Source organism: Yoonia tamlensis, from assembly GCF_900115105.1.
Taxonomy (GTDB): Bacteria; Pseudomonadota; Alphaproteobacteria; order Rhodobacterales; family Rhodobacteraceae; genus Yoonia; species Yoonia tamlensis.
The window spans coordinates 626,289-649,173 of record NZ_FOYP01000001.1 but is presented as its reverse complement, the minus strand read 5'-3'; the positions used below and the strand labels follow the sequence as shown (position 1 = coordinate 649,173).

The 22,885-nt window shown below is 56.8% G+C and carries 21 protein-coding genes; 9 read left to right on the top strand and 12 right to left on the bottom strand.

Annotated features, from left to right (window positions below):
* Positions 1-52 precede the first annotated feature (52 nt).
* The 5 genes from BM320_RS03375 (at position 53) to BM320_RS03355 (ending at position 6,588) form a co-directional block, all read left to right on the top strand.
* Complete coding sequence (locus BM320_RS03375; RefSeq protein WP_090196451.1) at positions 53-1,156, top strand: AI-2E family transporter; 1,104 nt, start codon at positions 53-55, stop codon at positions 1,154-1,156.
* Between the two features lie 2 nt (positions 1,157-1,158).
* Entirely contained in the window at positions 1,159-1,812 is a 654-nt protein-coding gene (locus BM320_RS03370; RefSeq protein ID WP_090196449.1) for a P-loop NTPase family protein, read from the top strand.
* A 57-nt stretch (positions 1,813-1,869) separates the two neighbouring features.
* Entirely contained in the window at positions 1,870-4,038 is a 2,169-nt protein-coding gene (locus tag BM320_RS03365) for an RNA degradosome polyphosphate kinase (protein WP_090196447.1), read from the top strand.
* Positions 4,039-4,145: 107 nt separating this feature from the next.
* Positions 4,146-5,687, top strand: coding sequence for a Ppx/GppA family phosphatase (locus BM320_RS03360; protein WP_090196444.1), 1,542 nt, complete (start codon positions 4,146-4,148; stop codon positions 5,685-5,687).
* A gap of 94 nt (positions 5,688-5,781) precedes the next feature.
* Complete coding sequence (locus BM320_RS03355; protein ID WP_090196441.1) at positions 5,782-6,588, top strand: PP2C family protein-serine/threonine phosphatase; 807 nt, start codon at positions 5,782-5,784, stop codon at positions 6,586-6,588.
* Here BM320_RS03355 and BM320_RS03350 read toward each other — a convergent pair.
* From BM320_RS03350 to BM320_RS03335, 4 genes are read right to left on the bottom strand one after another with little or no spacing between them, the layout of a single operon-like run.
* The gene (locus BM320_RS03350) at positions 6,585-7,592 is read right to left on the bottom strand and encodes an endonuclease/exonuclease/phosphatase family protein (RefSeq protein ID WP_090196437.1); all 1,008 of its coding nucleotides are present in this window, start codon (positions 7,590-7,592) and stop codon (positions 6,585-6,587) included. The genes BM320_RS03355 and BM320_RS03350 overlap by 4 nt on opposite strands.
* Positions 7,589-8,269: a molecular chaperone DjiA gene (locus BM320_RS03345; protein ID WP_090200305.1), complete on the bottom strand. Its 681-nt coding sequence runs from the start codon at positions 8,267-8,269 to the stop codon at positions 7,589-7,591. Before BM320_RS03345 ends, BM320_RS03350 begins: the two co-directional genes overlap by 4 nt.
* Positions 8,270-8,280: 11 nt before the next feature.
* Complete coding sequence (locus BM320_RS03340; protein ID WP_090196435.1) at positions 8,281-8,748, bottom strand: GNAT family N-acetyltransferase; 468 nt, start codon at positions 8,746-8,748, stop codon at positions 8,281-8,283.
* Complete coding sequence (locus BM320_RS03335) at positions 8,745-9,344, bottom strand: VOC family protein (protein WP_090196432.1); 600 nt, start codon at positions 9,342-9,344, stop codon at positions 8,745-8,747. Before BM320_RS03335 ends, BM320_RS03340 begins: the two co-directional genes overlap by 4 nt.
* 120 nt (positions 9,345-9,464) lie before the next feature.
* Here BM320_RS03335 and nhaA point away from each other — a divergent pair, with 120 nt between their 5' ends.
* A complete protein-coding gene (gene nhaA, locus BM320_RS03330; protein ID WP_090196429.1) occupies positions 9,465-10,643 on the top strand; it encodes a Na+/H+ antiporter NhaA in 1,179 nt (392 codons plus the stop codon).
* Here the strand turns inward: nhaA and BM320_RS03325 are convergent.
* Complete coding sequence (locus tag BM320_RS03325; RefSeq protein WP_090196426.1) at positions 10,640-11,758, bottom strand: Hint domain-containing protein; 1,119 nt, start codon at positions 11,756-11,758, stop codon at positions 10,640-10,642. The genes nhaA and BM320_RS03325 overlap by 4 nt on opposite strands.
* 206 nt (positions 11,759-11,964) lie before the next feature.
* On the opposite strand from BM320_RS03325, the gene BM320_RS03320 reads away from it, so the two are divergent.
* Positions 11,965-12,561: a GNAT family N-acetyltransferase gene (locus BM320_RS03320; RefSeq protein WP_131802263.1), complete on the top strand. Its 597-nt coding sequence runs from the start codon at positions 11,965-11,967 to the stop codon at positions 12,559-12,561.
* Here BM320_RS03320 and BM320_RS03315 read toward each other — a convergent pair.
* Both BM320_RS03315 and scpA read right to left on the bottom strand, forming a co-directional pair.
* Entirely contained in the window at positions 12,549-13,181 is a 633-nt protein-coding gene (locus BM320_RS03315) for an outer membrane protein (protein ID WP_165614977.1), read from the bottom strand. The two genes, BM320_RS03320 and BM320_RS03315, sit on opposite strands and share 13 nt — an antisense overlap.
* 189 nt (positions 13,182-13,370) lie before the next feature.
* Positions 13,371-15,488 (bottom strand): methylmalonyl-CoA mutase, encoded by a 2,118-nt coding sequence (scpA, locus tag BM320_RS03310; RefSeq protein ID WP_090196418.1) that lies wholly within the window; start codon positions 15,486-15,488, stop codon positions 13,371-13,373.
* Between the two features lie 87 nt (positions 15,489-15,575).
* Here scpA and BM320_RS03305 point away from each other — a divergent pair, with 87 nt between their 5' ends.
* Positions 15,576-16,046 carry a DUF4174 domain-containing protein gene (locus tag BM320_RS03305; RefSeq protein ID WP_090196415.1) on the top strand — a complete coding sequence of 157 codons (471 nt, stop codon included), beginning with the start codon at positions 15,576-15,578 and terminating at the stop codon, positions 16,044-16,046.
* 5 nt (positions 16,047-16,051) lie between these two features.
* On the opposite strand, the gene BM320_RS03300 is transcribed toward BM320_RS03305, so the two are convergent.
* From BM320_RS03300 to BM320_RS03275, 5 genes are all read right to left on the bottom strand, one after another.
* Positions 16,052-18,049: an acetyl-CoA carboxylase biotin carboxylase subunit gene (locus BM320_RS03300; RefSeq protein ID WP_090196413.1), complete on the bottom strand. Its 1,998-nt coding sequence runs from the start codon at positions 18,047-18,049 to the stop codon at positions 16,052-16,054.
* A gap of 96 nt (positions 18,050-18,145) precedes the next feature.
* Positions 18,146-18,346: a hypothetical protein gene (locus BM320_RS03295; protein ID WP_090196411.1), complete on the bottom strand. Its 201-nt coding sequence runs from the start codon at positions 18,344-18,346 to the stop codon at positions 18,146-18,148.
* A 329-nt stretch (positions 18,347-18,675) separates the two neighbouring features.
* Positions 18,676-19,038: a hypothetical protein gene (locus tag BM320_RS03285; RefSeq protein ID WP_090196406.1), complete on the bottom strand. Its 363-nt coding sequence runs from the start codon at positions 19,036-19,038 to the stop codon at positions 18,676-18,678.
* A 59-nt stretch (positions 19,039-19,097) separates the two neighbouring features.
* Positions 19,098-19,886: a hypothetical protein gene (locus BM320_RS03280; protein WP_131802261.1), complete on the bottom strand. Its 789-nt coding sequence runs from the start codon at positions 19,884-19,886 to the stop codon at positions 19,098-19,100.
* A 50-nt stretch (positions 19,887-19,936) separates the two neighbouring features.
* Complete coding sequence (locus tag BM320_RS03275; RefSeq protein ID WP_375342063.1) at positions 19,937-21,460, bottom strand: acyl-CoA carboxylase subunit beta; 1,524 nt, start codon at positions 21,458-21,460, stop codon at positions 19,937-19,939.
* A gap of 181 nt (positions 21,461-21,641) precedes the next feature.
* Between BM320_RS03275 and BM320_RS03270 the strand changes: the two genes are divergently transcribed.
* Positions 21,642-22,853, top strand: coding sequence for a multidrug effflux MFS transporter (locus tag BM320_RS03270; RefSeq protein WP_090196384.1), 1,212 nt, complete (start codon positions 21,642-21,644; stop codon positions 22,851-22,853).
* Positions 22,854-22,885: the final 32 nt, after the last annotated feature.

The window sequence follows — 22,885 nt, the reverse complement described above, 5'->3', positions numbered from 1 at the left end:
CAAGGGCCTGCTGCATACCGCATCTAATTGTGCAAATACCAAGGGGAAAACCATGGCGCTGCCAGTCCAACAACAAGCAAAATACTGGGGAATCGCAACGACTGTTCTGTTGATCGCCCTGTGGTTTCTGGGCGATGTGATCCTGCCTTTTGTGTTGGGCGGCGCGATTGCCTATTGCCTTGATCCGATTGCGGACCGTTTTGAAGCGATGGGATTCAGCCGGACAGTTTCCGTCACGATTATCACGCTTGCTGCCGCAGTTGTGTTTATCATATTGATTTTGCTGGTCATTCCAACGCTGATTTCACAAACCACGCAACTGGTGAATACCGCGCCGGAATTGTTTTCGCGTCTCCAAGCAGCCCTGACAGACCGGTTTCCGTCTATTCTGGATTCCGAAAGCACCGTGCACAAGCAATTGCTGGCAATTGGCGAAGCGATCCAATCCAAGGGCGGCGAATTGATGAACAGCGTGCTGAGTTCTGCGATCGGATTGCTGAACGTTGTGATCTTGCTGGTGATCGTGCCGGTTGTAGCGTTTTACCTGCTGCTTGACTGGGACCGGATGACCGCGCGCATTGATGAACTTGTGCCGCGCGACCATGTAGAAACGGTGCGCATGCTGGCGCGCCAGATCGACAATACGCTGGCATCGTTCATTCGCGGCCAAGGCACCGTTTGCCTGATCCTTGGCACCTATTATGCGGTTGCGCTGATGATTGCGGGGCTGAAATTTGGCCTCATCGTCGGCTTTATCGCGGGTCTTGTCACCTTTATCCCCTATGTCGGCGCGCTTGTCGGCGGTGTTTTGGCCGTGGGGCTGGCGCTGTTCCAGTTCTGGAGCGGCACCGAGATGGTGGACGGTGTGGCCGTCGCGCATGGTACAAACTGGCTGCGGATCGGGATTGTCGCGGGCATCTTCGGGTTCGGTCAGTTTCTCGAAGGTAATATCCTGACCCCGAAACTTGTTGGCAGCTCTGTCGGGTTGCACCCTGTTTGGCTGCTGTTTGCCCTGTCGGTATTCGGGTCGCTGTTCGGCTTTGTGGGGATGCTGGTTGCCGTGCCGCTTGCAGCGATCATCGGCGTGCTGATCCGCTACGCGATCGAGCATTACAAAGGTGGCCGCCTATACCGCGGACTGTCGACGGACGAATAGACATGGCCGAACAACTGACATTCCGCTGGCCAACGGGGGTTGCGCTGGGGCCGAACGATTATTTCGTATCGGCCGCAAATGCCCAAGCGTTTGCGATGCTGACCGCGCCGCAATCATGGCCCGACCGCAAACTGGTAATTGTCGGCCCCAAAGGCAGCGGCAAAAGCCATCTGGCGCGCATATTCCAGACCCAGCACAACGCGCAAACCATCAAAGCCGCAATGCTCCCTGCGGATTTCCAGCCCAGCGCCAGCAGCGTGATTGTCGAGGATATGGAAAACCTGCCCGCCACCGCGCAAGAAGCCATGTTCCACCTTCATAACCACCTGCGCAACACCGGCGGCACGCTATTGATGACCGCGCAGGTACCGCCGACACGCTGGCAAATCGCCCTGCCCGATCTTGCCAGCCGGATGCAGGCCTGCACCATCACCCAAATCGACAATCCGGACGATGCGCTGCTTTCTGCGTTGATCATGAAGCTCTTTGCCGACCGACAAATCATGCCCAAACCCGCATTGGTGCAATATCTGACCACGCGGATCGAACGTTCGTTTGCGGCGGCAGCCGATATTGTGGCGCGGCTTGATGCGGCGGCTTTGGCCAACGGGCGCAAGATCAACAAGACACTCGCCGCAGAGCTTCTGGACAAGTAACCGCCCAAGCGCAATAATTGTCACAAAGCCGCAACAACTGTGGCGTATAAGGCCGTTATGAACACAACAAATTTTCTTGATGGCGCGTTTCCTGCGCCGACCGAACTCGATATTGATCTGGCAACACCGGCCCGTTTTGTGAACCGCGAGCTAAGCTGGCTCGGGTTTAACTGGCGCGTGCTCGAAGAGGCCGAAAACCCCCGTGTGCCATTGCTGGAACGGTTGCGGTTTTTGTCGATATCTGCGGCCAACCTTGACGAATTTTTCAGCGTGCGGGTCGCGGGGCTGCGCGAACTGGCAAATGCGGGCAATGTCACGCCCGGGCTTGACGGGCTGACCCCTGCCGAACAACTGGTGTTGATTGACGCGGATGCGCGTAAACTGATGGCCCACCAGCAAACGATCTTTACCGCACTGCAGGCCGAAATGGGCAGTCAGGACATTCATCTGCTGACCCGCCATGAACTGTCCAAAGACGACGTCAAATACCTTGAAGATGTGTTTCTGGAACAGGTGTTCCCCGTATTGTCACCGCTGGCCATTGATCCCGCGCATCCGTTCCCGTTTATCCCCAACGAAGGCTTTGCACTGGCGCTGCAGCTTGAACGCGTGACCGATAAACGCAGCCTGCGCGCGCTTTTGCCGGTGCCTGCGCAAATTGACCGCTTTGTCGCGGTGCCGTCAGATCAGGGGCAGCGTTTTTTGCCGCTCGAAGAGCTTCTTTTGCTGCATATCAGTCAGCTGTTTCCAGGCTATAAAGTCAAGGGCAATTGCGCCTTCAAGGTACTGCGCGACAGCGATCTGGAGGTCGAGGACGAAGCCGAAGATCTGGTGCGCGAATTCGAAGTCGCGCTCAAGCGCCGCCGCCGTGGCGAGGTTGTGCGGCTCAAGATTTCTGCGCAGGCACCCGCCGCCTTGCAAAGCCTTGTCATGTCAGAGCTACACGTCACATCCGAGGCCGTTGTCGAAGTTGACGGGATGATCGGCATCGCTGACCTGAGCGAGCTTGTTCTGGACAACCGCCCCGATCTGCTTTGGCCGCCGTTTTCGCCGCGTGTGCCGGAACGGGTTCAGGACCACGAGGGCGATATGTTCGCAGCCATCCGGCAAAAGGACATGCTGCTGCACCACCCTTACGAAACATTCGATATGGTTGTGCGCTTTCTGGCGCAGGCTGCGCGCGATCCCGATGTGGTCGCGATCAAGCAGACGCTTTATCGCACGTCGAACCGGTCGCCGATTGTCGAAGCCCTGTGTGAAGCCGCTGAAGACGGCAAATCGGTCACCGCCTTGGTCGAACTGAAAGCCCGCTTTGACGAGGCTGCCAATATCCGCCAGTCGCGCCGTCTTGAACGGGCCGGTGCGCATGTGGTTTACGGGTTCCTGAACTATAAGACCCACGCGAAAATCAGCACCGTTGTGCGCCGCGAAGGCGACAAGCTGGTGACCTATACGCATTTCGGAACCGGCAATTACCATCCGATCACGGCGCGGATCTACACCGACCTGAGCCTGTTCACCTGTGACGCAAAACTGGGGCGCGATGCGACCAAGGTGTTCAACTACCTATCGGGCTATGCCCAGCCCGAGACCCTTGAAAACCTTGCGATTTCACCGCTGAGCCTGAAACAATCCCTGCTTGATAGCATCGCCGCCGAGGCGGAAAACGCCCGCAACGGCAAGCCAGCGTCGATCTGGGCAAAAATGAATTCGCTGATCGAATCCGATGTGATCGACGCGCTTTATGCAGCCTCGCAGGATGGCGTGAAAATCAGCCTTGTGATCCGCGGTATTTGCGGGCTGCGCCCGGGTGTCAAAGGGTTATCTGAAAACATCCGCGTAAAGTCCATTGTTGGCAGGTTCCTTGAGCATTCGCGGATCGTCTGTTTTGGCAACGGCTCCGCATTGCCCAGCAAAAAGGCACGGGTGTTTATCAGCTCGGCCGATTGGATGGGCCGCAATCTGATCCGCCGCGTCGAAACATTGGTGGAAATCAAGAACCCGACCGTCAAAGCGCAAATCGTCGGGCAGGTCATGGCCGCAAATATGGCAGATGTCGCCCAAAGCTGGGTGATGGCCGCCGATGGCAGCTTTACCCGCGCCGAAATCACCGAAGGCGAATTTGCGTTCAATTGCCACCGCTTCTTTATGGAAAACCCGTCGCTGTCGGGACGCGGATCCGCCGGTGCATCCGACGTGCCGCAACTGACGCATACGGATGACTGATGTCACGCCGACAGGCCGCTTGCGGTCTAGGCGAAAACAGGGCAGCTAGCGATTGACTGGCCGGATCATGACCTTCATGCTTGCGGTCGCAATGACGCGGGGACATCATGACACAGCAACCCGAAACAATCGACTGGGGACCGTTCGGGCGCCCGCTGTTTGACGATGAAGCAGCCAAAGGCCTGAGCCGTGTCGGTGTGATTGATGTCGGTTCGAACTCTGTCCGTCTGGTGGTGTTTGATGGTGCCGCGCGGTCGCCTGCTTATTTCTATAACGAAAAAATCATGTGCGCCTTGGGCGCGGGCCTGTCCGAGACGGGGCACCTGAACCCGCAAGGGCGCGTGCGCGCGCTTTCGGCGATCCGGCGCTTTGCGGCGCTGGCCGAAGGGATGGGCATTTTGCCGCTGACGGCCGTGGCCACCGCCGCCGTCCGCGAGGCCAGCGACGGCCCCGATTTCCGCGAGGAAGTGCTGCGCGAAACCGGCGTGAAGCTTTGGATTATCGACGGCGAAGAAGAAGCAAGGCTTTCCGCACAAGGTGTGCTGCTTGGCTGGCCAGGCAGCTATGGGTTGGTTTGCGATATCGGCGGTTCGTCGATGGAGCTTGCCGATCTTTCCGACGGGCGGGTCGGGCAACGCGTAACCTCTGCGTTGGGGCCACTGAAATTGCGTGAAATCAAGGGCGGCAAGAAAGCCGTCAAGGAATTCGTACGCGAGACGATTGCGCGTTTGCATAATGAAATGGGTAATGAAACCGGCATGCGCCTGTTTCTGGTCGGCGGTTCATGGCGCGCGATTGCGCGGGTCGATATGGAACGGCGCAATTACCCGCTGACGGTGCTGCACGAATACCGCATGTCATCGCGCCAGATCAGCAAGACCGCAAAATACATCGACCAATCCGACCTGCAGGATTTGCGTGGCCGCTGCAATATTTCCGATACCCGCATGGCACTGGTGCCTTTGGCATCCATCGTGTTGCGCGAATTGATACGTGTTTTCAAACCCAAAGACGTTGCCGTTTCATCCTACGGTATTCGCGAAGGCATGTTGTTCGAACAGATGCCGCGCGCGCTGCGCGAACGTGATCCGCTGATCGAAGCCTGCCGTTTTGCCGAAGCCAAGGACGCGCGTCTGCCCGGGTTCGGGCGGTTGCTTTATGATTTTGTCAAACCGCTGTTCCCTCGCGCCAATTGGCAGCGGACACGGATCATCAAAGCCGCCTGCCTGTTGCATGACGTCAGCTGGCGCGCGCATCCCGATTACCGCGCCGAAGTCACATTTGACAACGCAACCCGCGCCAATCTTGGCGGGCTCAAGCATTATGAACGGGTATTTCTGGGGATGGCGCTGATGCACCGCTATACCAGCAAGACCGACAAGACCCGCTTTGCCCCGCTGTTTGCGATGCTTGACGACGCCCAAATAAAAGACGCGCAGATTCTGGGCAAGGCCATGCGATTGGGCGCGATGCTGTGGCTGTCGGCGGATGAACCGCCGGGTGTTTTGAAATGGAACTCGCGGCAACGTACATTGCGGCTTGTGCTGACGGAACACGCCCGCCCGCTATTTGGCGAGGTTGCGGAAAACCGGCTGAATGCACTGGCCAGCGCGCTTGACGCGACCGTGAGCTTTACGTTCAAAAAATAGCTGGCCTTGGACATGATTTTGCCACTGGTTCAGCATTTGATTACCACGATATGCCCCTAGCTAGGCCCGACAGACCACGCGTAGGAGACCGCAATTGGCGGAAAATATAGACAGTTTAGAAGTTGCACTCTGCTATGATCTGGCAACCGCCACGCATCAAGGCGCCCGCGCATATCAAGAAGACACGTTGCAAGCCCAAAAAGCGGAGGGTGAAAACACCTGCGTCGCCGTGGTCGCTGACGGTTTGGGCGGCCATGCTGCGGGTGATGTGGCCAGCGGCATTGCCTGCGCCGAAGTGTTTCGCCAGATCACCACGCAACCGGCCAAAATCGCGGCTGGACAGGTGGCAATCACCGATGTGCTGACCCAAGCCACCCAAAGCGCAAATGCGCTGGTTGGCGCCCATGCCAAGGCGCATGATGAAACCTACGGCATGGGCACGACACTTCTGGCGACAGTGATACGTGACGGCGCGCTATCTTGGCTATCCGTGGGGGATTCGCCATTGTTTTTGTGCCGTGACGGCGCGTTGCAACGCCTGAACGCGGATCACTCGATGGCGCCGCAAATTGACATGCTGGTCAAGATCGGGGCGCTTAGCGAACAAGAAGGCCGCGATCATCCCAGCCGCAGTACCTTGGCATCCGTCATTCGCGGCCGCGAAATCGAGACCGTCGACTGTCCGGAAAACCCGACCCGCATTTGCGCGGGCGACGTGATCATCGTTTCCAGCGACGGGTTGCTATACCTGCCAGAACACCAGATTTGTGACATTCTGGCACAAACCCGACTGCAACCGGCGCAAGCGACGGCCGATGCATTGCTCGCGGCGCTTGAAACACTTGATGATCCCGAACAGGACAATATTGCGTTTGCGGTGATCAAATGCGCGCAAGTCTAGGCGGGATGATCGGGCAGGTCCAAAACCACCGGAAAATGATCAGAGGCCTGCAAAAGCGCTTCGCGTAGGACGATATTTTCATAGCAGGCGGGGTGATCGAACGGGTGCCAGATCTGCCAGTGCGGGCCGCGCGCGCGCAGCCCCGGCGATACCATGACGTAATCAAGCAATGCCTGCAAATAGGGTTGCCCTTTGCGTTTGAAACGCGCCGATACGGGGCTTGCGCCCAAACGGCGGCTTAGCGCCAGCCGTGCATGCGGGTCAAACATCTGCGCGGCGTCGGCTTCGCCCAAGACCACCTCGACGCCTGAACGCCCGAACAGTTTTTCATATTCGTCGAGTCCCGGCCCGTCATTAAAGTCACCCAAGACAATCAGGTCATCGCCCCGCCCAAGATGTGTTTCAACGCGGCCCCGCAGCCAGATGCATTGCGCCAGTTGCTTGCGCCGGTTTTCGATCGAAATGCGGATCGCTTCGGCCTCCGATCGGGCGCCGTGCGGGGCTTTGGATTTGGCATGCACTCCGATCAGGCGCAGCGGCCCGGCTGGCCCGTCCAGCGCCAGTTCAAGCGGCGGCTTTGACCAGCGGATCGGGTCCGGTTTGGCATCGACATCGACATCCATCGCAAAGGTCTGGTCAAACCGCGGGAATTGGTCGTCATGCAGCGGGTCATGGGCCACCTTGATTACCTGCGGGTCATACAGCAGTGCGATTTCTTGTTGCGTATCATTGGCAAAGCCGATGATGGCGGTATTGCAGCGCAGATCAAAATGCGCCGCAAATTGATCAAGCGCGCGCACGGTGCTGCGGCTCGGGCTGGTGTCAGGTGCTTCGATGATCATGATCGCATCTGCGTCCAGCGCCTGAAAAACAATGCCCAGAGCCGCAGTTTGCTGTGCTTTGGTGACATCCCAACGCGCTGACCAGCTGTCATCGTTAATTAGCGCGCCATTGTCGTCAAACAGCCGGTCGAACCATTCAACGTTATATGTGGCGATCCTCATGCGCGGCTGGCCTGTATGTCATCCCAAGCGCGGTTGATGGCGACCATGCGCCGTTCGGCCAGCTTGACCGCCTCTGTCGGGACGCCGCGCGCGATCATCCGGTCGGGATGGGTTTCGCGCACCAAATTGCGCCATGCTTTGCGGATCTGATCCAACGGCGCATCGGGCGCCACGCCCAAGACATCATAGGGGTCGCGGTCTGCGTCTTTGACAAATTGCGCGCGGATGCCCCGAAACCGCCGTTCGTCAAAGCCGAAAATTTCAGCCACATTTTGTAGGAACCCGTCTTCGTTGGGGTGGTAAAACCCGTCTGCAGTCGCAATCTGAAACAGCCCCTCGAGCAGATGGCAAAGCGGCGTGTCATCATCGCCAAACATCGCCTTGATCTGGCGGGCATAGGCCTCGTAGCCGGCGACATCCTGTCGCGACAGGTTGAAAACGCGCGCGGCGTTGGCCTCTTCCTCGGGGGGGATCGTGAACACCTCGCGAAAGGCGATCACCTCGTCGCGGGTCACCTGCCCGTCGGCCTTGGCCATTTTTGCGCCCAATGCAATCACCGCGATGGCAAACCCCACAGTGCGGTCGGGCGCCGTGCGCAGTTTTTCAAAAACTGCTGACAGCCCTTCGCCCGCTGTCAGCGCCGCTAGCGCATCGGCAATGCGCGCCCAGATCGACATTTGCATTCCTTTCACAGGTGCTTTTGCATCAAGATCAAATCGATCCACTTGTCGAACTTGAACCCCACTTGCCTCAGGGTTGCAACCTTTTCGAACCCGAGTGCCGCATGAAAAGGCACCGCCCCCGGATTATCACCGCTGCAACCTGCAAACATCGTGTGCATGCCTGCGTCTTTGGCATGGGCGCAAAGCGCCAGCTGCAACTGCCGCCCGCCGCCCTGCCCCTGCGCGTCGGGGTGTAGCATGATCGTATGTTCACAAGTAAACCGGTAGCCTGCCCCGCCCCGAAACTGGAAATAGCGGGCAAACCCCATAATACGGCCACCCTTTTCCCAGACCAGACAGGCCTGCGCGGTCAGCGCAGCAACTTCGGCTGTGGATTTTTCGTCGGGGTTAAAGGTGATGGTCGTCTCGCGAATCGCGTAGTTCCAGATTGCAGCGATTTGCGCGGCATCAGCGGGTGTTGCGGCGCGGATCATGACAGCACCTTTTCGCCGTCGGGCCCGTCAAAGGTCGCGCGAAACCCTGCCGTTCCGGTTTCGAACCTGATGCGCGGGTCATCCATGCGCAGCATTTGTGCAATCGCTCGGGCATCGGGATGGGCCACGCAAAAATCCACCAGCCGCAACCCCGACGGGGTCAGTTTTTGGGCCGGATGCACCGTGCCAGCAGCCCAGCGCAAAAGTGTCGGATACGCGCCACCATGGGGCAAATCACCGCCATCCGGCACTGTGATATCCCACTGCAGATCACCGCGCGTCAGCGCCTGCGCGGGGCCTGCAACAGCTTCATAAGCGGCCAGATCATCCGCCCGACAAATCCAGTTGGCAAGCCGCGGCCCACCTGAAAAATGATCGAGCCCGAACCAGCTATGCCCTGCCTGTGGCGTTTGCGCGGGGTCTTTTGCGATCACCTCTAGGTAAAGCCCGTCCGCAAGGCCAAGCAGCATGTTATGTGTGCCATAGCGCGGATGCGCGCCACCCGGCTGCAATGCGACACCCAAGCGCGCCTGCACCCAATCTGTGCCCTTTTGTAGGTCCGTTGCCGCAACGGCAATGTGATCAAGTGTAAACATGGCGGTCACCGTGCAATCATTGCAATTTTTCTTAGGAAATCCGCAATTTCCCCTTGATGCAAGCCCCACAGAGCTTAGATGGGCACGAAGCTATAACAAAATTAGTCAGGAAACCCAGATATGGCACTTCGCGCCGCGCTCGATCGCTTTTTTCGTCACGACGCTTTTGGCGGCATCTTATTGATGGCATCCGCCGTCGCGGCGTTGATCGTCGCGAATTCGGGGCTTGCGCCGCTTTATGACCGCTTTTTGGGGGCTTACCTCGCGATTACCGTGAACGGCGAAGGTTTGGAAAAGCCTGCGATCCTTTGGATCAACGACGGGCTAATGGCGATCTTCTTTTTCCTGATCGGGCTTGAGTTGAAGCGCGAAATTCTCGAAGGCAAGCTCAAGAATCCGCGCGATGTGATCTTGCCGGGCATGGCCGCCGTGGGCGGGATGATTGTGCCCGCACTTGCGTTCATTATCTTTAACTGGGGCAACGCGGCCACGATCAACGGCTGGGCGATCCCTGCGGCGACCGATATCGCCTTTGCCTTGGGTGTTCTGGCACTGGTCGGCACCCGCGCACCGGCATCGCTCAAGGTGTTTTTGCTGACATTGGCGATTTTGGATGACCTTGGGGCCATCGTGATTATCGCGCTGTTTTATACCGCTGATCTCAAGGTCGACTACCTGTTCCTTGCGATCCTGCCATTGATCGGGCTGATCGTGCAGAATATGCGCGGCGCACACCGGATTGCGCCTTCGATCCTGCTGGGTGCGATCATGTGGTTCTTTGTGCTGAAATCCGGCGTTCACGCAACGCTGGCAGGTGTTGTTACGGCCTTCTTGATCCCGCTCACCGACCGCTACGGCAAATCGCCATTGCACGCGATTGAGCACGGGCTGACGCCCTATGTGCTGTATCTGATTGTGCCGGTCTTTGCTTTTGCCAATGCGGGTGTGGTTCTAACGGGGCTGTCGTTTAGCGATCTGTTTGCACCGCTGCCGCTGGGCATCGCGTTGGGGCTGATCCTTGGCAAGCAGATCGGGGTCTTTGGTGTCAGCTTTGCGATGGTTAAACTGGGCTTTGCGCGGCTGCCACACGGGGCAACTTGGGCGCATATCTACGGCATTGCCTGTCTCGCGGGGATCGGCTTTACCATGTCGTTGTTTATCGGCTCGCTCAGCTTTGACGACGCGGCACTTATGAACCAGGTCCGGCTTGGCGTCTTGTCAGGGTCACTGGTGTCGGGTGTGCTTGGTTATGCGGTGCTGATGCTAGCGGCACGCCAAACCGAGCCAGCTAAGGACTAGGCGCGGCGCGCGACACTGTTCGGGCGGATCTTATCCGGTTCGAACAGGGGCCGCTTATTTTTGGCAATACGGGCAAGCAGTTGTTTGGCCTGTTTGCCATCAACCAGCTTGCGCGCGGGCTGCATTGCATCTGCAAGCGTCAGGCGGGTGCCATCGGTGCCTTTGGGCGCCGCCATCTGCGCATAGCTGGTCAAAAGCAGGCTTTCCACATAGGCGCCATTGGCGATCAGCACCTCGTGGTTATCGCATAAGATATGCACATAGGTGATCCCTTCGGACGGAGTGATCACGTCAATGCCGTCAAATCCCGCCAGTTTTGCGGCGGGAACCAGAACCTCGGCATCGCCAGTCATGCGTTTGGCCACAGGCGATGTTATCAAAACCCGATGCTGGCGTGACACCATCAAATCGCTGGCCGGACAACCCTGCGCCAGACTATGGGCTGCAATCCGGATAGGTTGCTGGTTTTGATGCTGGGCGATGTAATGGGGCGTTAACGTCGTCCGTCCGATCCAGCGGATCGGCTGATACCCGTGGTCCGCTGTCCAGACTTGATCGCCCACATTCAGGTCTTGCGCGTGGATTTCGCCTTTTTGCGTGCTAACCAACGTGTGCCCCGAGAGACAAAGCACGGAATCGCCGGCATCAATCGTCCCGAATGTCAGATTGCCAAAGATATCCCACTGATAGCTTTCGCCGATGGCAACATTGGTGTGTTCCAGAAAATTATCGGAGGTCGCGCCACTTGCGGCCCCTGCGGTGGCGGTAAATGCGGCGATATTATCGGCGCTATAGAATGACAGCACGGTATTTGTATCAACATTAGTCAGGGCGATGCCGCTGCCTTCGTTGGCATCGCTATTTGCGTTCTTTATCCCGACCGAGATCACGTAAATCGTAAATGTCGGGTCATCTGGGTGCGGAATTCCGATCAATGTGCCAAGGTTCACTTCACCGCCAGCAATCCCTGCGTTGGTGTGCAATGTCCCGTCGTCATCATAAACCGAAACAACAAAATCGTTTGGGTCGTCATCTGGGCCAAGCGTGATTTCAACGAATTCGCCTGAATTCACCACGCCGGACCCGCGAAAATGTAGTTCGGAAATAAATGCCATCTTACGCCCCTGATTTTGCGTGTCACGCGCTTGCTACGTTTGCCGACCTAAGTCTCAACGACTGCAAACCCGCGATAAACCGGTTACGCGGAAACTTCACCTTCGCATAGCGATCTAAGTTTTGCCAATGCAGTCAAAAAATGACGATAGCCGCGCCCCGCCGAGTCGCATAGGTTCGACACAACCAAATGACTGGAATTGCACAAATGAAAACGACGCGACCTGCGCCCCCGTTCATGATTGACACTCCCGTAGGAAGGGTTCGCTCTCTGCGCCCTTCTGACGTGACCGACACGCTTGTCGGCTGGTATCAGGATGCGGCCATTATGGGGCCGGTCAATATGGCGCCCCAAAGTGTGACCAAGGCAGATATGCGTGCCTATGTGGCAAGTTTCGACAATCGCAGCAAAATGATCTTGGGGCTTTTTGCAAAGCAAGAAAACGCGCTGATAGGGTTGGTGCTTTGCGAAATTTCGCAAAAACATGGTTCGGTACGGATCAGTCTCGTTGTTGGAAATACATCCCGTTCAGCGCGCCGCGCTATCATCATCGGGCTTCCGATCTTGATTGAAGGGTTGTTTCTTAAGCGCGGGTTCGAAAAAATCACGGCCCATGTCACCGGAGGCAACGAGGCTGTGGGTGCTTTGCTGGCCCGTGCGGGCATGCAGGTCGAAGGCGTGCTGCGCGGGCAATTGCGCGCGGCACCTGGATCAACTTACGAAAAAGACGGCCGCAGCCGTCTTGATCAAACATTATATGGCGTCTTGAAGACCGACTGGGAAAATGCCCGTCAGAACCGGTAATTGTAAGAAACAATCAACTGGGTAATGTCCGGCGCGATTGAATTGGCATCAAAACCATAGCTTTCGCTGCTCTCAAACTCGGTGTATTTCACTTCCGCACCAATCGTTTGGTGATCAAACAACAAATACTCAGCACCAATTCCGATACTTGCCCCTGTTAACCGTTCAGATCCCGGTATGTCAGGGCCGCTAGAGTTAAATTCTGTATAGTCCACTTCCCAGCTTTCATAGCCAACTGCTGCGTATGCAAAAATATCGGGTGTGAAGGCTTTGCCAACAATACCGCGTACATTGAAGATTTCGGTGTCGTCAATTTCAAACGCGTTTTTCTGACTAAAGCCGTCGTTGTCGACATCGCCAAGGAACTGAACGCCAAGTTGTGCGCCAATAATCCAATCGTTCTGAAGTGCGTAATTATACCCGACTTGCAGGCCCAGCGTAGCCGCTTGCGTATCGCCTTCAATGTCGTCGCCGCTAAAACTACTTCCATCGTTACTTACGAAGTCGCCATATCCAATTGATCCCCCAATACTATAGCCGGTAAAATCTGCGGTTTCGGCAAATGCCCCACCAGCCAAAGATGTGGCTAGCGCGATTGCGGAGAGTGATAGTTTTGACATGCTCATTTCATACCCATGTGAATTGTCCAAGAATAGTAAACCACATGTCACCTAGCCCAATGTGCGAATTCGCACACTGGCGCACAATAAGCCTTTGAATACTATATATTATTGCTGCGATGACACAAAATTCAACTCAAAAGCACCACCAAACGTACGCGCACAACCTAAGCGCTCACACCAGTTCGATTAACCACGCAGCAGCGATAGGATCTCTTGTGCGGCTTTGGGGATGTTGGTGCCCGGTCCAAAGATCGCTTTGACGCCACTATCATAGAGGAATTGATAGTCCTGCTGCGGGATCACGCCGCCGCAGATTACGATAATGTCTTCGGCATCCGCATCCCTGAGCGCCTGCACCAATTGCGGCGCGAGGGTCTTGTGACCCGCCGCCTGAGAACTGATCCCGATCACATGCACGTCGTTGTCTATCGCATCCTGCGCGGCCTCGGCTGGGGTCTGGAACAGCGGGCCTACATCCACGTCAAAGCCAATATCGGCAAAGGCAGTTGCAATCACCTTGGCGCCGCGGTCATGCCCGTCTTGGCCCATCTTGACGACCAGCATCCGCGGGCGGCGGCCCTCGGCTTCGGCAAATTCTTCGACGTTGCGCTGGATTTCGGCAAAGCCTTCGTCGCCAGCGTAAGCCGCGCCATAAACGCCGGCCAGTGTCTTCACCTCGGCGCGGTGGCGCCCGAATGTTTTCTCCATCGCCATGCTAATCTCTCCCACTGTGGCGCGTGCGCGCGCCGCTTCGACTGCGGCCTCAAGAAGGTTGCCACCCTCTGACGAGCGGCGTGTCAGCTCATCTAGTGCCGCCGTAACAGCATCCGCATCACGAGCCGCCTTGGTTGCGGCAATGCGTTTAACCTGCCCGATACGCACTGCATTGTTGTCGATATCCAAGATATCAATGGGGTCTTCTTTGTCTTTGCGGTATTTGTTGACGCCGACGATGACCTCAGTGCCGCGGTCGATATCCGCCTGACGGCGCGCGGCAGTTTCTTCGATCCGCAGCTTTGGCATGCCTGATGCGACGGCTTTTGTCATGCCGCCCATTTCTTCGACTTCTTCGATCAGCGCCCAAGCCTTTTCAGCCAATTCATTGGTCAGGCTTTCAACGTAATACGACCCTGCCAGCGGATCGACGACATTGGTGATGCCGGTTTCTTCTTGCAAGATCAGCTGGGTGTTGCGGGCAATGCGTGCGCTGAATTCGGTGGGCAGCGCGATGGCTTCGTCCAATGCGTTGGTGTGCAGCGATTGCGTGCCACCCAATGCGGCCGCCATTGCCTCGTAGGCGGTGCGGATCACGTTGTTATAGGGATCTTGTTCTTGCAGCGACACGCCTGACGTCTGACAATGTGTGCGCAACATGGATGATTTGGGGTTCTTTGGTTCAAATTCTTCCATGATCTTGGACCATAGCAGACGGGCGGCGCGCAGTTTCGCGGCCTCCATAAAGAAATTCATCCCGATGGCAAAAAAGAAGGACAAACGCCCCGCAAACGCATCCACATCCATGCCCCGCGCAATGGCTGCCCGCACATATTCGCGCCCGTCCGCCAGCGTATAGGCCAGTTCCTGCACAAGGTTCGCGCCCGCCTCTTGCATGTGATAGCCAGAGATCGAGATCGAGTTGAATTTCGGCATCTCAGCCGCAGTATATTCGATAATATCCGCAATGATCCGCATGGATGGTTCGGGCGGATAAACATAGGTATTGCGGACCATAAATTCCTTCAGAATGTCATTCTGGATGGTCCCAGACAGCAGCGCCTTGTCGTGACCCTGTTCTTGGCCCGCGACGATAAAATTCGCCAAAATCGGGATCACGGCACCGTTCATAGTCATCGACACCGACACTTTATCAAGCGGGATGCCGTCGAACAGGATTTTCATATCCTCGACGCTATCAATAGCCACGCCCGCCTTGCCGACATCGCCCTCAACGCGCGGGTGGTCGCTGTCATAGCCGCGGTGGGTCGCCAGATCAAAGGCTACGGAAACGCCCTGCTGCCCCGCATCAAGCGCCTTGCGGTAAAACGCGTTGGATTCTTCAGCCGTTGAAAACCCCGCATATTGACGGATCGTCCAAGGGCGGCCTGCATACATCGTGGCCTTTACGCCGCGGGTGAATGGCGCAACCCCGGGGATGCCACCCATATGCGGCAGGTTGGCGGTATCTTCCGCCGTATAAAGCGGCTTAACCGCGATGCCTTCCAGCGTGTCCCATGTCAGCGCGTCCAATGGTTTGCCACGCAGTTCTTTGGTGGCAATCTCTTCCCATGTTTTCTTATCGGTCATCTGTGGTCTCCGGCATTGCGCGAATTTTTTTCACTGAATTGCGCATGGGCCTTAGTATTTGGCACGCCGCGCGCTATATCTATTGGTATGAAGTTACTGACAAACATCGGGCTTTGCGCCTTGTTCATCGTTTTTGGGGTGGCCGCAGCCGCCCAGGAACAAACCGTGCTTGAACGTTGGGAGGCGGATCGCACCGCGATTTTCGACGCGGCCGATGTCACATTGGAAGATTTCCACTGGATTGCGCGACCGTTGGTTGTGTTCGCAGACAGCCCAAACGACCCGCATTTTCGCCAGCAAATGGATCTGCTAGCAGACGGGCTGGATGATCTGGCGGAACGTGATGTAATCATCATCACCGACACCGACCCCGATGCGCAAACATCTGTGCGGCTTGCCCTGCGCCCGCGCGGGTTTTCAATGACCCTGCTGGGCAAAGACGGGCGCGTCGCATTTCGCAAACCATCCGCGTGGGATATCCGCGAAATTTCACGCTCCATCGACAAAATGCCCCTGCGCCAACAAGAGATCGAAGACCGGCGTTTGTTGGCGCAGTAGGTCACCTATTCGAACTCCATGATCACGGCATCAACGGCAAGGCTGTCGCCCGCCGCTGCGTTGATTTTCGCGACCACGCCTTTGCGTTCCGCGCGCAGGATGTTTTCCATTTTCATGGCTTCCACGGTGCAAAGCGCCTGACCTTCCTGCACCTCATCACCGGCTTGGACGTCGATTTTGACAATCAGCCCCGGCATCGGGCACAGCAGAAATTTCGATGTATCCGGCGGCAGTTTTTCAATCATCAAGCCTGCCAGTTCCGCCTGACGCGGGGTGCGCACATGGACCTTGATATCTGCGCCACGGTAGCGGACGCGGAACCCGCCTGAAATTTTCGCCACTTTGATCACCAGCGGTGCGCCATCGACGGTCAAGCGCGCAAGCGGATCACCTGGTGTCCAGTCGCTTTCCACACGCAGGGTTTTGCCGCCGATTATCACATCCGCGCCGCGCGGGTCAGCGGCAATGACGGTGTCATGTGACGCGCCTTGCAAGGATACCACCCAATCCGTGCCAACACGGCGTTCATGGTTGCCCATCCGGCCCGACACACGGGTGCGGCGGATTTCAGCGATCCGGTGCATGGCGACGGTGGCGGCAGAAATACGGACACAAGTGTCATCGTCCAGCGTGACGCCATCAAACCCATCAGGGAATTCTTCCTCGATGAACGCGGTGGTCATGTTGCCGCTGGTGAATTTCGGGTGGTCATAGACGGCTGCAAGAAACGGCAGGTTGTGACCAATCCCTTCCAGTTCGAACCCGTCCAGCGCAAGACGCATTTCTTCGATCGCGGTAGCGCGGTCAGGTGCCCAAGTACATAGTTTCGCGATCATCGGATCGTAGAACATACTGATTTCGCCGCCTTCGACAACGCCAGTGTCGTTGCGCACAGCGCGTGTCTGCGTCGCTTCTTGCGCAGGCGGACGGTAGCGGGTCAAACGACCTATTGAGGGCAGGAAGTTTCGGTAAGGGTCTTCAGCGTAAAGCCTGCTTTCCATTGCCCAACCGTTGATTTTCAGATCACTTTGGGCAAAGGGCAGTTTTTCACCAGCCGCTACGCGGATCATCTGTTCAACCAGATCAACGCCCGTGATCAATTCGGTCACAGGGTGTTCTACCTGCAAGCGGGTGTTCATTTCGAGGAAATAGAAATTGCGGTCGCCGTCCACGATAAATTCAACGGTGCCCGCGCTGGTGTATCCAACGGCTTGGGCAAGGGCGACGGATTGTTCGCCCATCGCTTTGCGGGTTTCAGCATCCAAGAAGGGGCTTGGTGCCTCCTCAACGACCTTTTGGTTACGACGCTGGATCGAACATTCACGTTCGTGCAGGTAAACCGCGTTGCCGTGGGCATCGGCCAGCACCTGTATTTCGATGTGGCGCGGTTGGGTCACGAATTTTTCGATGAATATACGGTCATCCCCGAACGAACTTGCCGCTTCGTTTTTAGAGGATTGGAACCCTTCGCGGGCTTCGAGATCATTCCACGCGATCCGCATGCCTTTGCCGCCGCCGCCAGCCGAGGCTTTGATCATCACAGGATAGCCGACTTCGTTCGAAATTTTCACGGCTTCATCCGCGTCAGCGATGAGGCCCATATAGCCCGGAACGGTGGAGACATTGGCCTCTTGGGCGATTTTCTTGGAGGTGATCTTATCACCCATCTTTTCGATCGCGCCTTTTGGCGGCCCGATAAAGGCGACACCGGCAGCGGCCAAGGCCTCGGCGAATTTGGAATTCTCGGACAGGAAACCATAGCCCGGGTGCACGGCTTCGGCGCCGGTCTGTTTGATCGCATCCATCACCTTGTCGATCACGATGTAGGACTGGTTCGCAGGGGACGGGCCGATATGCACGGCCTCATCGGCCATTTTCACATGCAGTGCATTGCGGTCGGCGTCCGAATAGATGGCAACCGTTTTGATCCCCATTTTGCGCGCGGTCTTGATAACGCGGCAGGCGATTTCACCACGGTTCGCAATCAGAATTTTCTTGAACATTATTTTCTGTCCCCCAAACAAAAAATCGCCGCAGGGGTCTGGCCCCCGCGACGATCCATCAGATTTAGACGCGCCGGAATGGCGCGCATATTTATGTTACCGGCAAACGCCTGCGTCATCACAGAACACGCCTGCGGCCGCGCCAATTGCTGCGGTGCCAAGAGGGTCTGTGCCAAGAATTTCAGCTGCGACAAGACCTGCGCCCGCGCCAACAACGCCACGCTCCGCGTCATTGTCGATACAGCCGGCAAGGCCAAAAGCTGCGACCGCAGCCAGAAGAATGGATGTTTTTTGCATGATGTGCTGCCCTCTATGTTTGATTGTCTCACCGAAGAATCGGCTTCTTTGACACATAAAGCAATACGTAGGGTTGCATGATATGCAATAACAGTCGCTTTTCCGCCGACCCGCCCGTGCGGTCCGCCTTGTAAAAGGGCGAACCGACGTGGGAAAGGGTAAGTGTGTCTGTCTGGATCGACGACATCAAACCGAAGTTTTGCTGCCGCATAATTGATCATGCCGCGCAAATCCGCCATTGCAAACCCGCCGGTTCGCCCCCCCCAAATCTGGTGGGGTGCCTGCCGGGCGCGGGACGCATTGCACATATGATCTGCGACATGTTGCATCTATTTTGGAAACAACTCGGGGAAACTGATGCGCGCGACATTTATATCAATGCGCAGCATGGCCTCGTAATCGGCGGGATCAAACGGGTCCTCGGCGGGCACGACCTCGCGGCCGAACAGCCAGCTTAGGCGCCCCGCATCAAGATTGCCGCGGACAAACGGTTCTTCGCCAAAATGTTCCAGCAATGCCTGCATGAATCCCGCATCCGCACGTTTGTCCGCCGGACGGCGATCGGGATAGCGCACGCGTTCAGACAGCGCCGTTGCGCCGTCTTTGTTGGCGCGGCGCAAAACAAACTGAAAATCCGTTCCCGGCAAACGCCCCGGAAAGCCGCGATGTTTATCCATATATGGCAGGGCCATTTAGTGCTCCTTTTGGGCGTGCAAATTACTGCGCCCCGCTATCTGGTGACAAAGCCGCATCAACTGGGCACTCCGTCAAAATTGTCAAGACATACTCCGCCCGCAACAGGGACTTCCCATGCCTGTGAAGTCCCAAAGCCGGCAATGCTGTTGCCGCGCCAGTTTTGCGCCACAACGCTTATCTGCGTAACCGGATTTTCTGTGACTGGTCCGCTGACAGTTTCATTGGGGTCCAGCATCAAAGCATTGCAAGCCGTCTTCGGATCAAATTGCGCATACGCCGTGTCATAATCCAATCCACGGTACGGGCGAAACGTCGCCTCAATTTTTTCACCGTCCTGATCAACGTCGAGACCGACAAGCGTCCACTGATCCATAGGCGCGGGCAATGACAGCGCTTGCATATCGCGTTCGTGTTCAGAAATACACGCTCCGTCGCGCACAGAAACCGGATAGCTCACCTCTTGGGGCTCAGCTTCATTTGGCAGCGTTACCATCATCCCAATCTCGACCCGGTAGATTTGCTTGCGGGTCACATCACCTTCACGCATTGCGCGCATGATGAGACCACCACATAGCGAGCGCAGACGCTCCGCCGAAAGCCGTGTCCAACCGCCACGATCCTGCGCCAGCGCGAGAACGGCAGACACGTAATGGCTGTCCAGAACCGGCACAATTTCCAGATCCCCGCCCACAAAGACATTTCCATCAGCACGCACAAGGAATGTATCCTGCCCAGTTTCAAACATCTGGTTAGGCTTGGGTTCATAGTTGAGCCAAGCGCCCAAACCGCAAAACATCAACACCGCGACAACGCCAAGAAATATGTTCTCTCGGGTTTTGCGCATTGCAATGCGTTGCGGCGTTTTTTGGCGCGCAGGATATTGCGGGTCTTGTGTCACAGCGGAATATTATCGTGTTTTTTCCACGGATTTTGTAGCTGCTTGCCACGCAGGCTGGCAAAGGCGCGGCAGACCCGTTTGCGGGTGGATTGCGGACGGATGATTTCGTCGATGAAACCTTTTTGCGCGGCCACAAACGGGTTGGCAAAGCGGTCTTCGTATTCTTTGGTGCGCTCGGCGATTTCCTCGGGGGTTTTGCCGCGGTGGATAATCTCGGTCGCGCCCTTGGCGCCCATCACCGCGATTTCGGCCGTTGGCCACGCATAGTTGAAATCGCCGCGCAGGTGCTTGGACGCCATCACGTCATAGGCACCACCGTAAGCTTTGCGGGTGATCACCGTCACTTTGGGCACTGTTGCCTCGCCGTATGCAAACAGCAGTTTTGCGCCGTGTTTGATGACACCGCCAAATTCCTGACTGGTTCCAGGCAGGAAGCCGGGCACATCGACAAGCGTAAGGATCGGGATTTCGAACGCGTCACAAAACCGCACAAAACGCGCGGCCTTGCGCGAACTGTCGATATCCAGACACCCCGCCAGCACCATCGGTTGGTTGGCAACAACGCCCACGGTGGACCCTTCAAGCCGGATAAATCCGGTCAGGATATTTTTGGCAAAATCTTCCTGAATCTCGTAAAAATCGCCCTCATCCGCGAGCTTGTGGATCAGCTCTTTCATATCGTAGGGCGCGTTGGGATTGTCGGGGATCAGCGTATCAAGGCTGTCCTCGATCCGGTCGACATCGTCAAAGAACGGACGCACGGGCGGCTTTTCGCGGTTATTGAGCGGCAGAAAGTCGATCAAACGGCGCGCCTCGGCCAAGGCTTCGACATCGTTTTCAAAAGCGCCATCGGCCACGCTGGATTTTTTGGTATGGGTTGTCGCGCCGCCCAATTCCTCGGCGGTGACGACTTCGTTGGTGACGGTTTTGACAACGTCGGGGCCGGTCACAAACATATAGCTGCTGTCTTTGACCATAAAAATAAAGTCGGTCATCGCAGGGCTGTAAACCGCGCCGCCAGCACACGGCCCCATGATCAGGCTGATCTGCGGGATCACGCCAGAGGCCATGATATTGCGCTGGAACACTTCAGCATAGCCCGCAAGGGATGCGACACCTTCCTGGATACGTGCGCCGCCGGAATCGTTGATCCCGACCACAGGCGCGCCGTTTTTCATGGCCATATCCATGATTTTGCAAATCTTTTGCGCGTGCGTTTCAGAAAGCGATCCACCAAAAACAGTGAAATCCTGCGAGAACACATAGATCATGCGCCCGTTCACGGTACCCCAGCCGGTCACGACACCGTCGCCTGCGGGGCGCTCTGCCTCCATACCGAAATCGGTGCAGCGGTGGGCCACGAACATATCGAATTCTTCGAATGACCCTTCGTCCAGCAGCAGTTCAATGCGTTCGCGTGCGGTCAGTTTGCCCTTACTGTGCTGTGCAGCAATCCGGCGTGCGCCACCACCAAGCCGCGCGGCATCGCGTTGCGCTTCTAGCGCTTGTAAAACATCCATCAGATCGCCCCCTATTCGGTTCTTTGGGCGACACTAGCGCGAAACCCGCACTGGGCGAAGCACGAAAGGGTATATTTGCAAACTACTTAGTTAGCAAAATGAATTTTTTGCAAATTTGCTAATTCCATCTATCTTTGCCGAAAGGATAGACAAGCCCAAAAATGCGCCCTAACTCTTTTCAATGAGCAATTTACCCTTCATCCGTTTTCTGGACCGCCGCACACCGCCGCATATCGTAACGCTTGTTCTGATCACCGGAATCTCGGCGCTCAGCATGTCGATATTCCTGCCATCTCTGGCCAAGATGACCCGCTATTTCGGCACGGATTATGCGATCATGCAAATCGCGCTGTCAGGTTACCTTGCCGCCACAGCGGCCTTGCAGATATTTGTGGGCCCTCTTTCAGACCGGTTCGGGCGGCGCATTATGATTCTAGGTGCGCTGGCCGTTTTTGTTGCGGCTTCGATCGGGGCGATGCTGGCGCAATCCATTCAGACCTTTTTGTTCTTTCGCATTCTGCAGGCTGCCGTTGCCACCAATATGGCGCTTAGCCGCGCGATTGTTCGCGATATTGTCTCGCAAGAAGAGGCCGCATCCCTGATGGGCTATGTCACGATGGGCACTGCATTGGTGCCGATGTTCGGGCCAATGGTCGGCGGCGTTCTTGACGAAGCCTTCGGCTGGCACGCGACATTTGCATTTCTGGCAATCGCAGGGGCCGCGACCTTGTTGCTGGTCTATATGGACCTTGGCGAAACCGTCGCAAAAGGCGGGGTCAGCTTTCGCGACCAGATAAAGGGCTATCCCGAATTGCTGCGCTCGCCACGGTTCTGGGGCTATGCGCTTTGTGCGGCGTTTTCTTCGGGCGCTTTTTTTGCGCTATTGGGTGGTGCGTCCTTTGTGGGCAGCACAATCTTCGGCCTTTCCCCGAAATGGAGCGGCGTCGCACTTGGCGCGCCTGCGGTTGGCTATGCGGTCGGCAATTTCCTATCGGGGCGTTATTCGGTGCGCATGGGCATCAACAAAATGGCAATTATCGGCACGGGCGTCACGATAACGGGGCTGGCACTGTCGGCTGTTCTGACCCTGCTGGGCGTGGTTCATCCGCTGAATTTCTTCGGTTTTTGCGTCTTTTTAGGCCTTGGGAACGGGATCGCATTGCCAAACGTTATGGCCGGATCGGTGTCCGTGCGCCCGCATCTGGCTGGCACAGCCAGCGGACTGAGCGGCGCTATCATGATCGGTGGCGGCGCGGCCCTATCACAATTTGCGGGCGGGATCCTGACGGTGGAATCGGGCACCTTGCCGCTGCAGTTGCTAATGCTGGGCACATCCGTTCTTGCGCTTGTCTCCGTTCTACTGGTGGTATGGCGCGAACGCCGCATCACTTGACCACAGATTTGCAACGGCTAACTTGGGTTAGC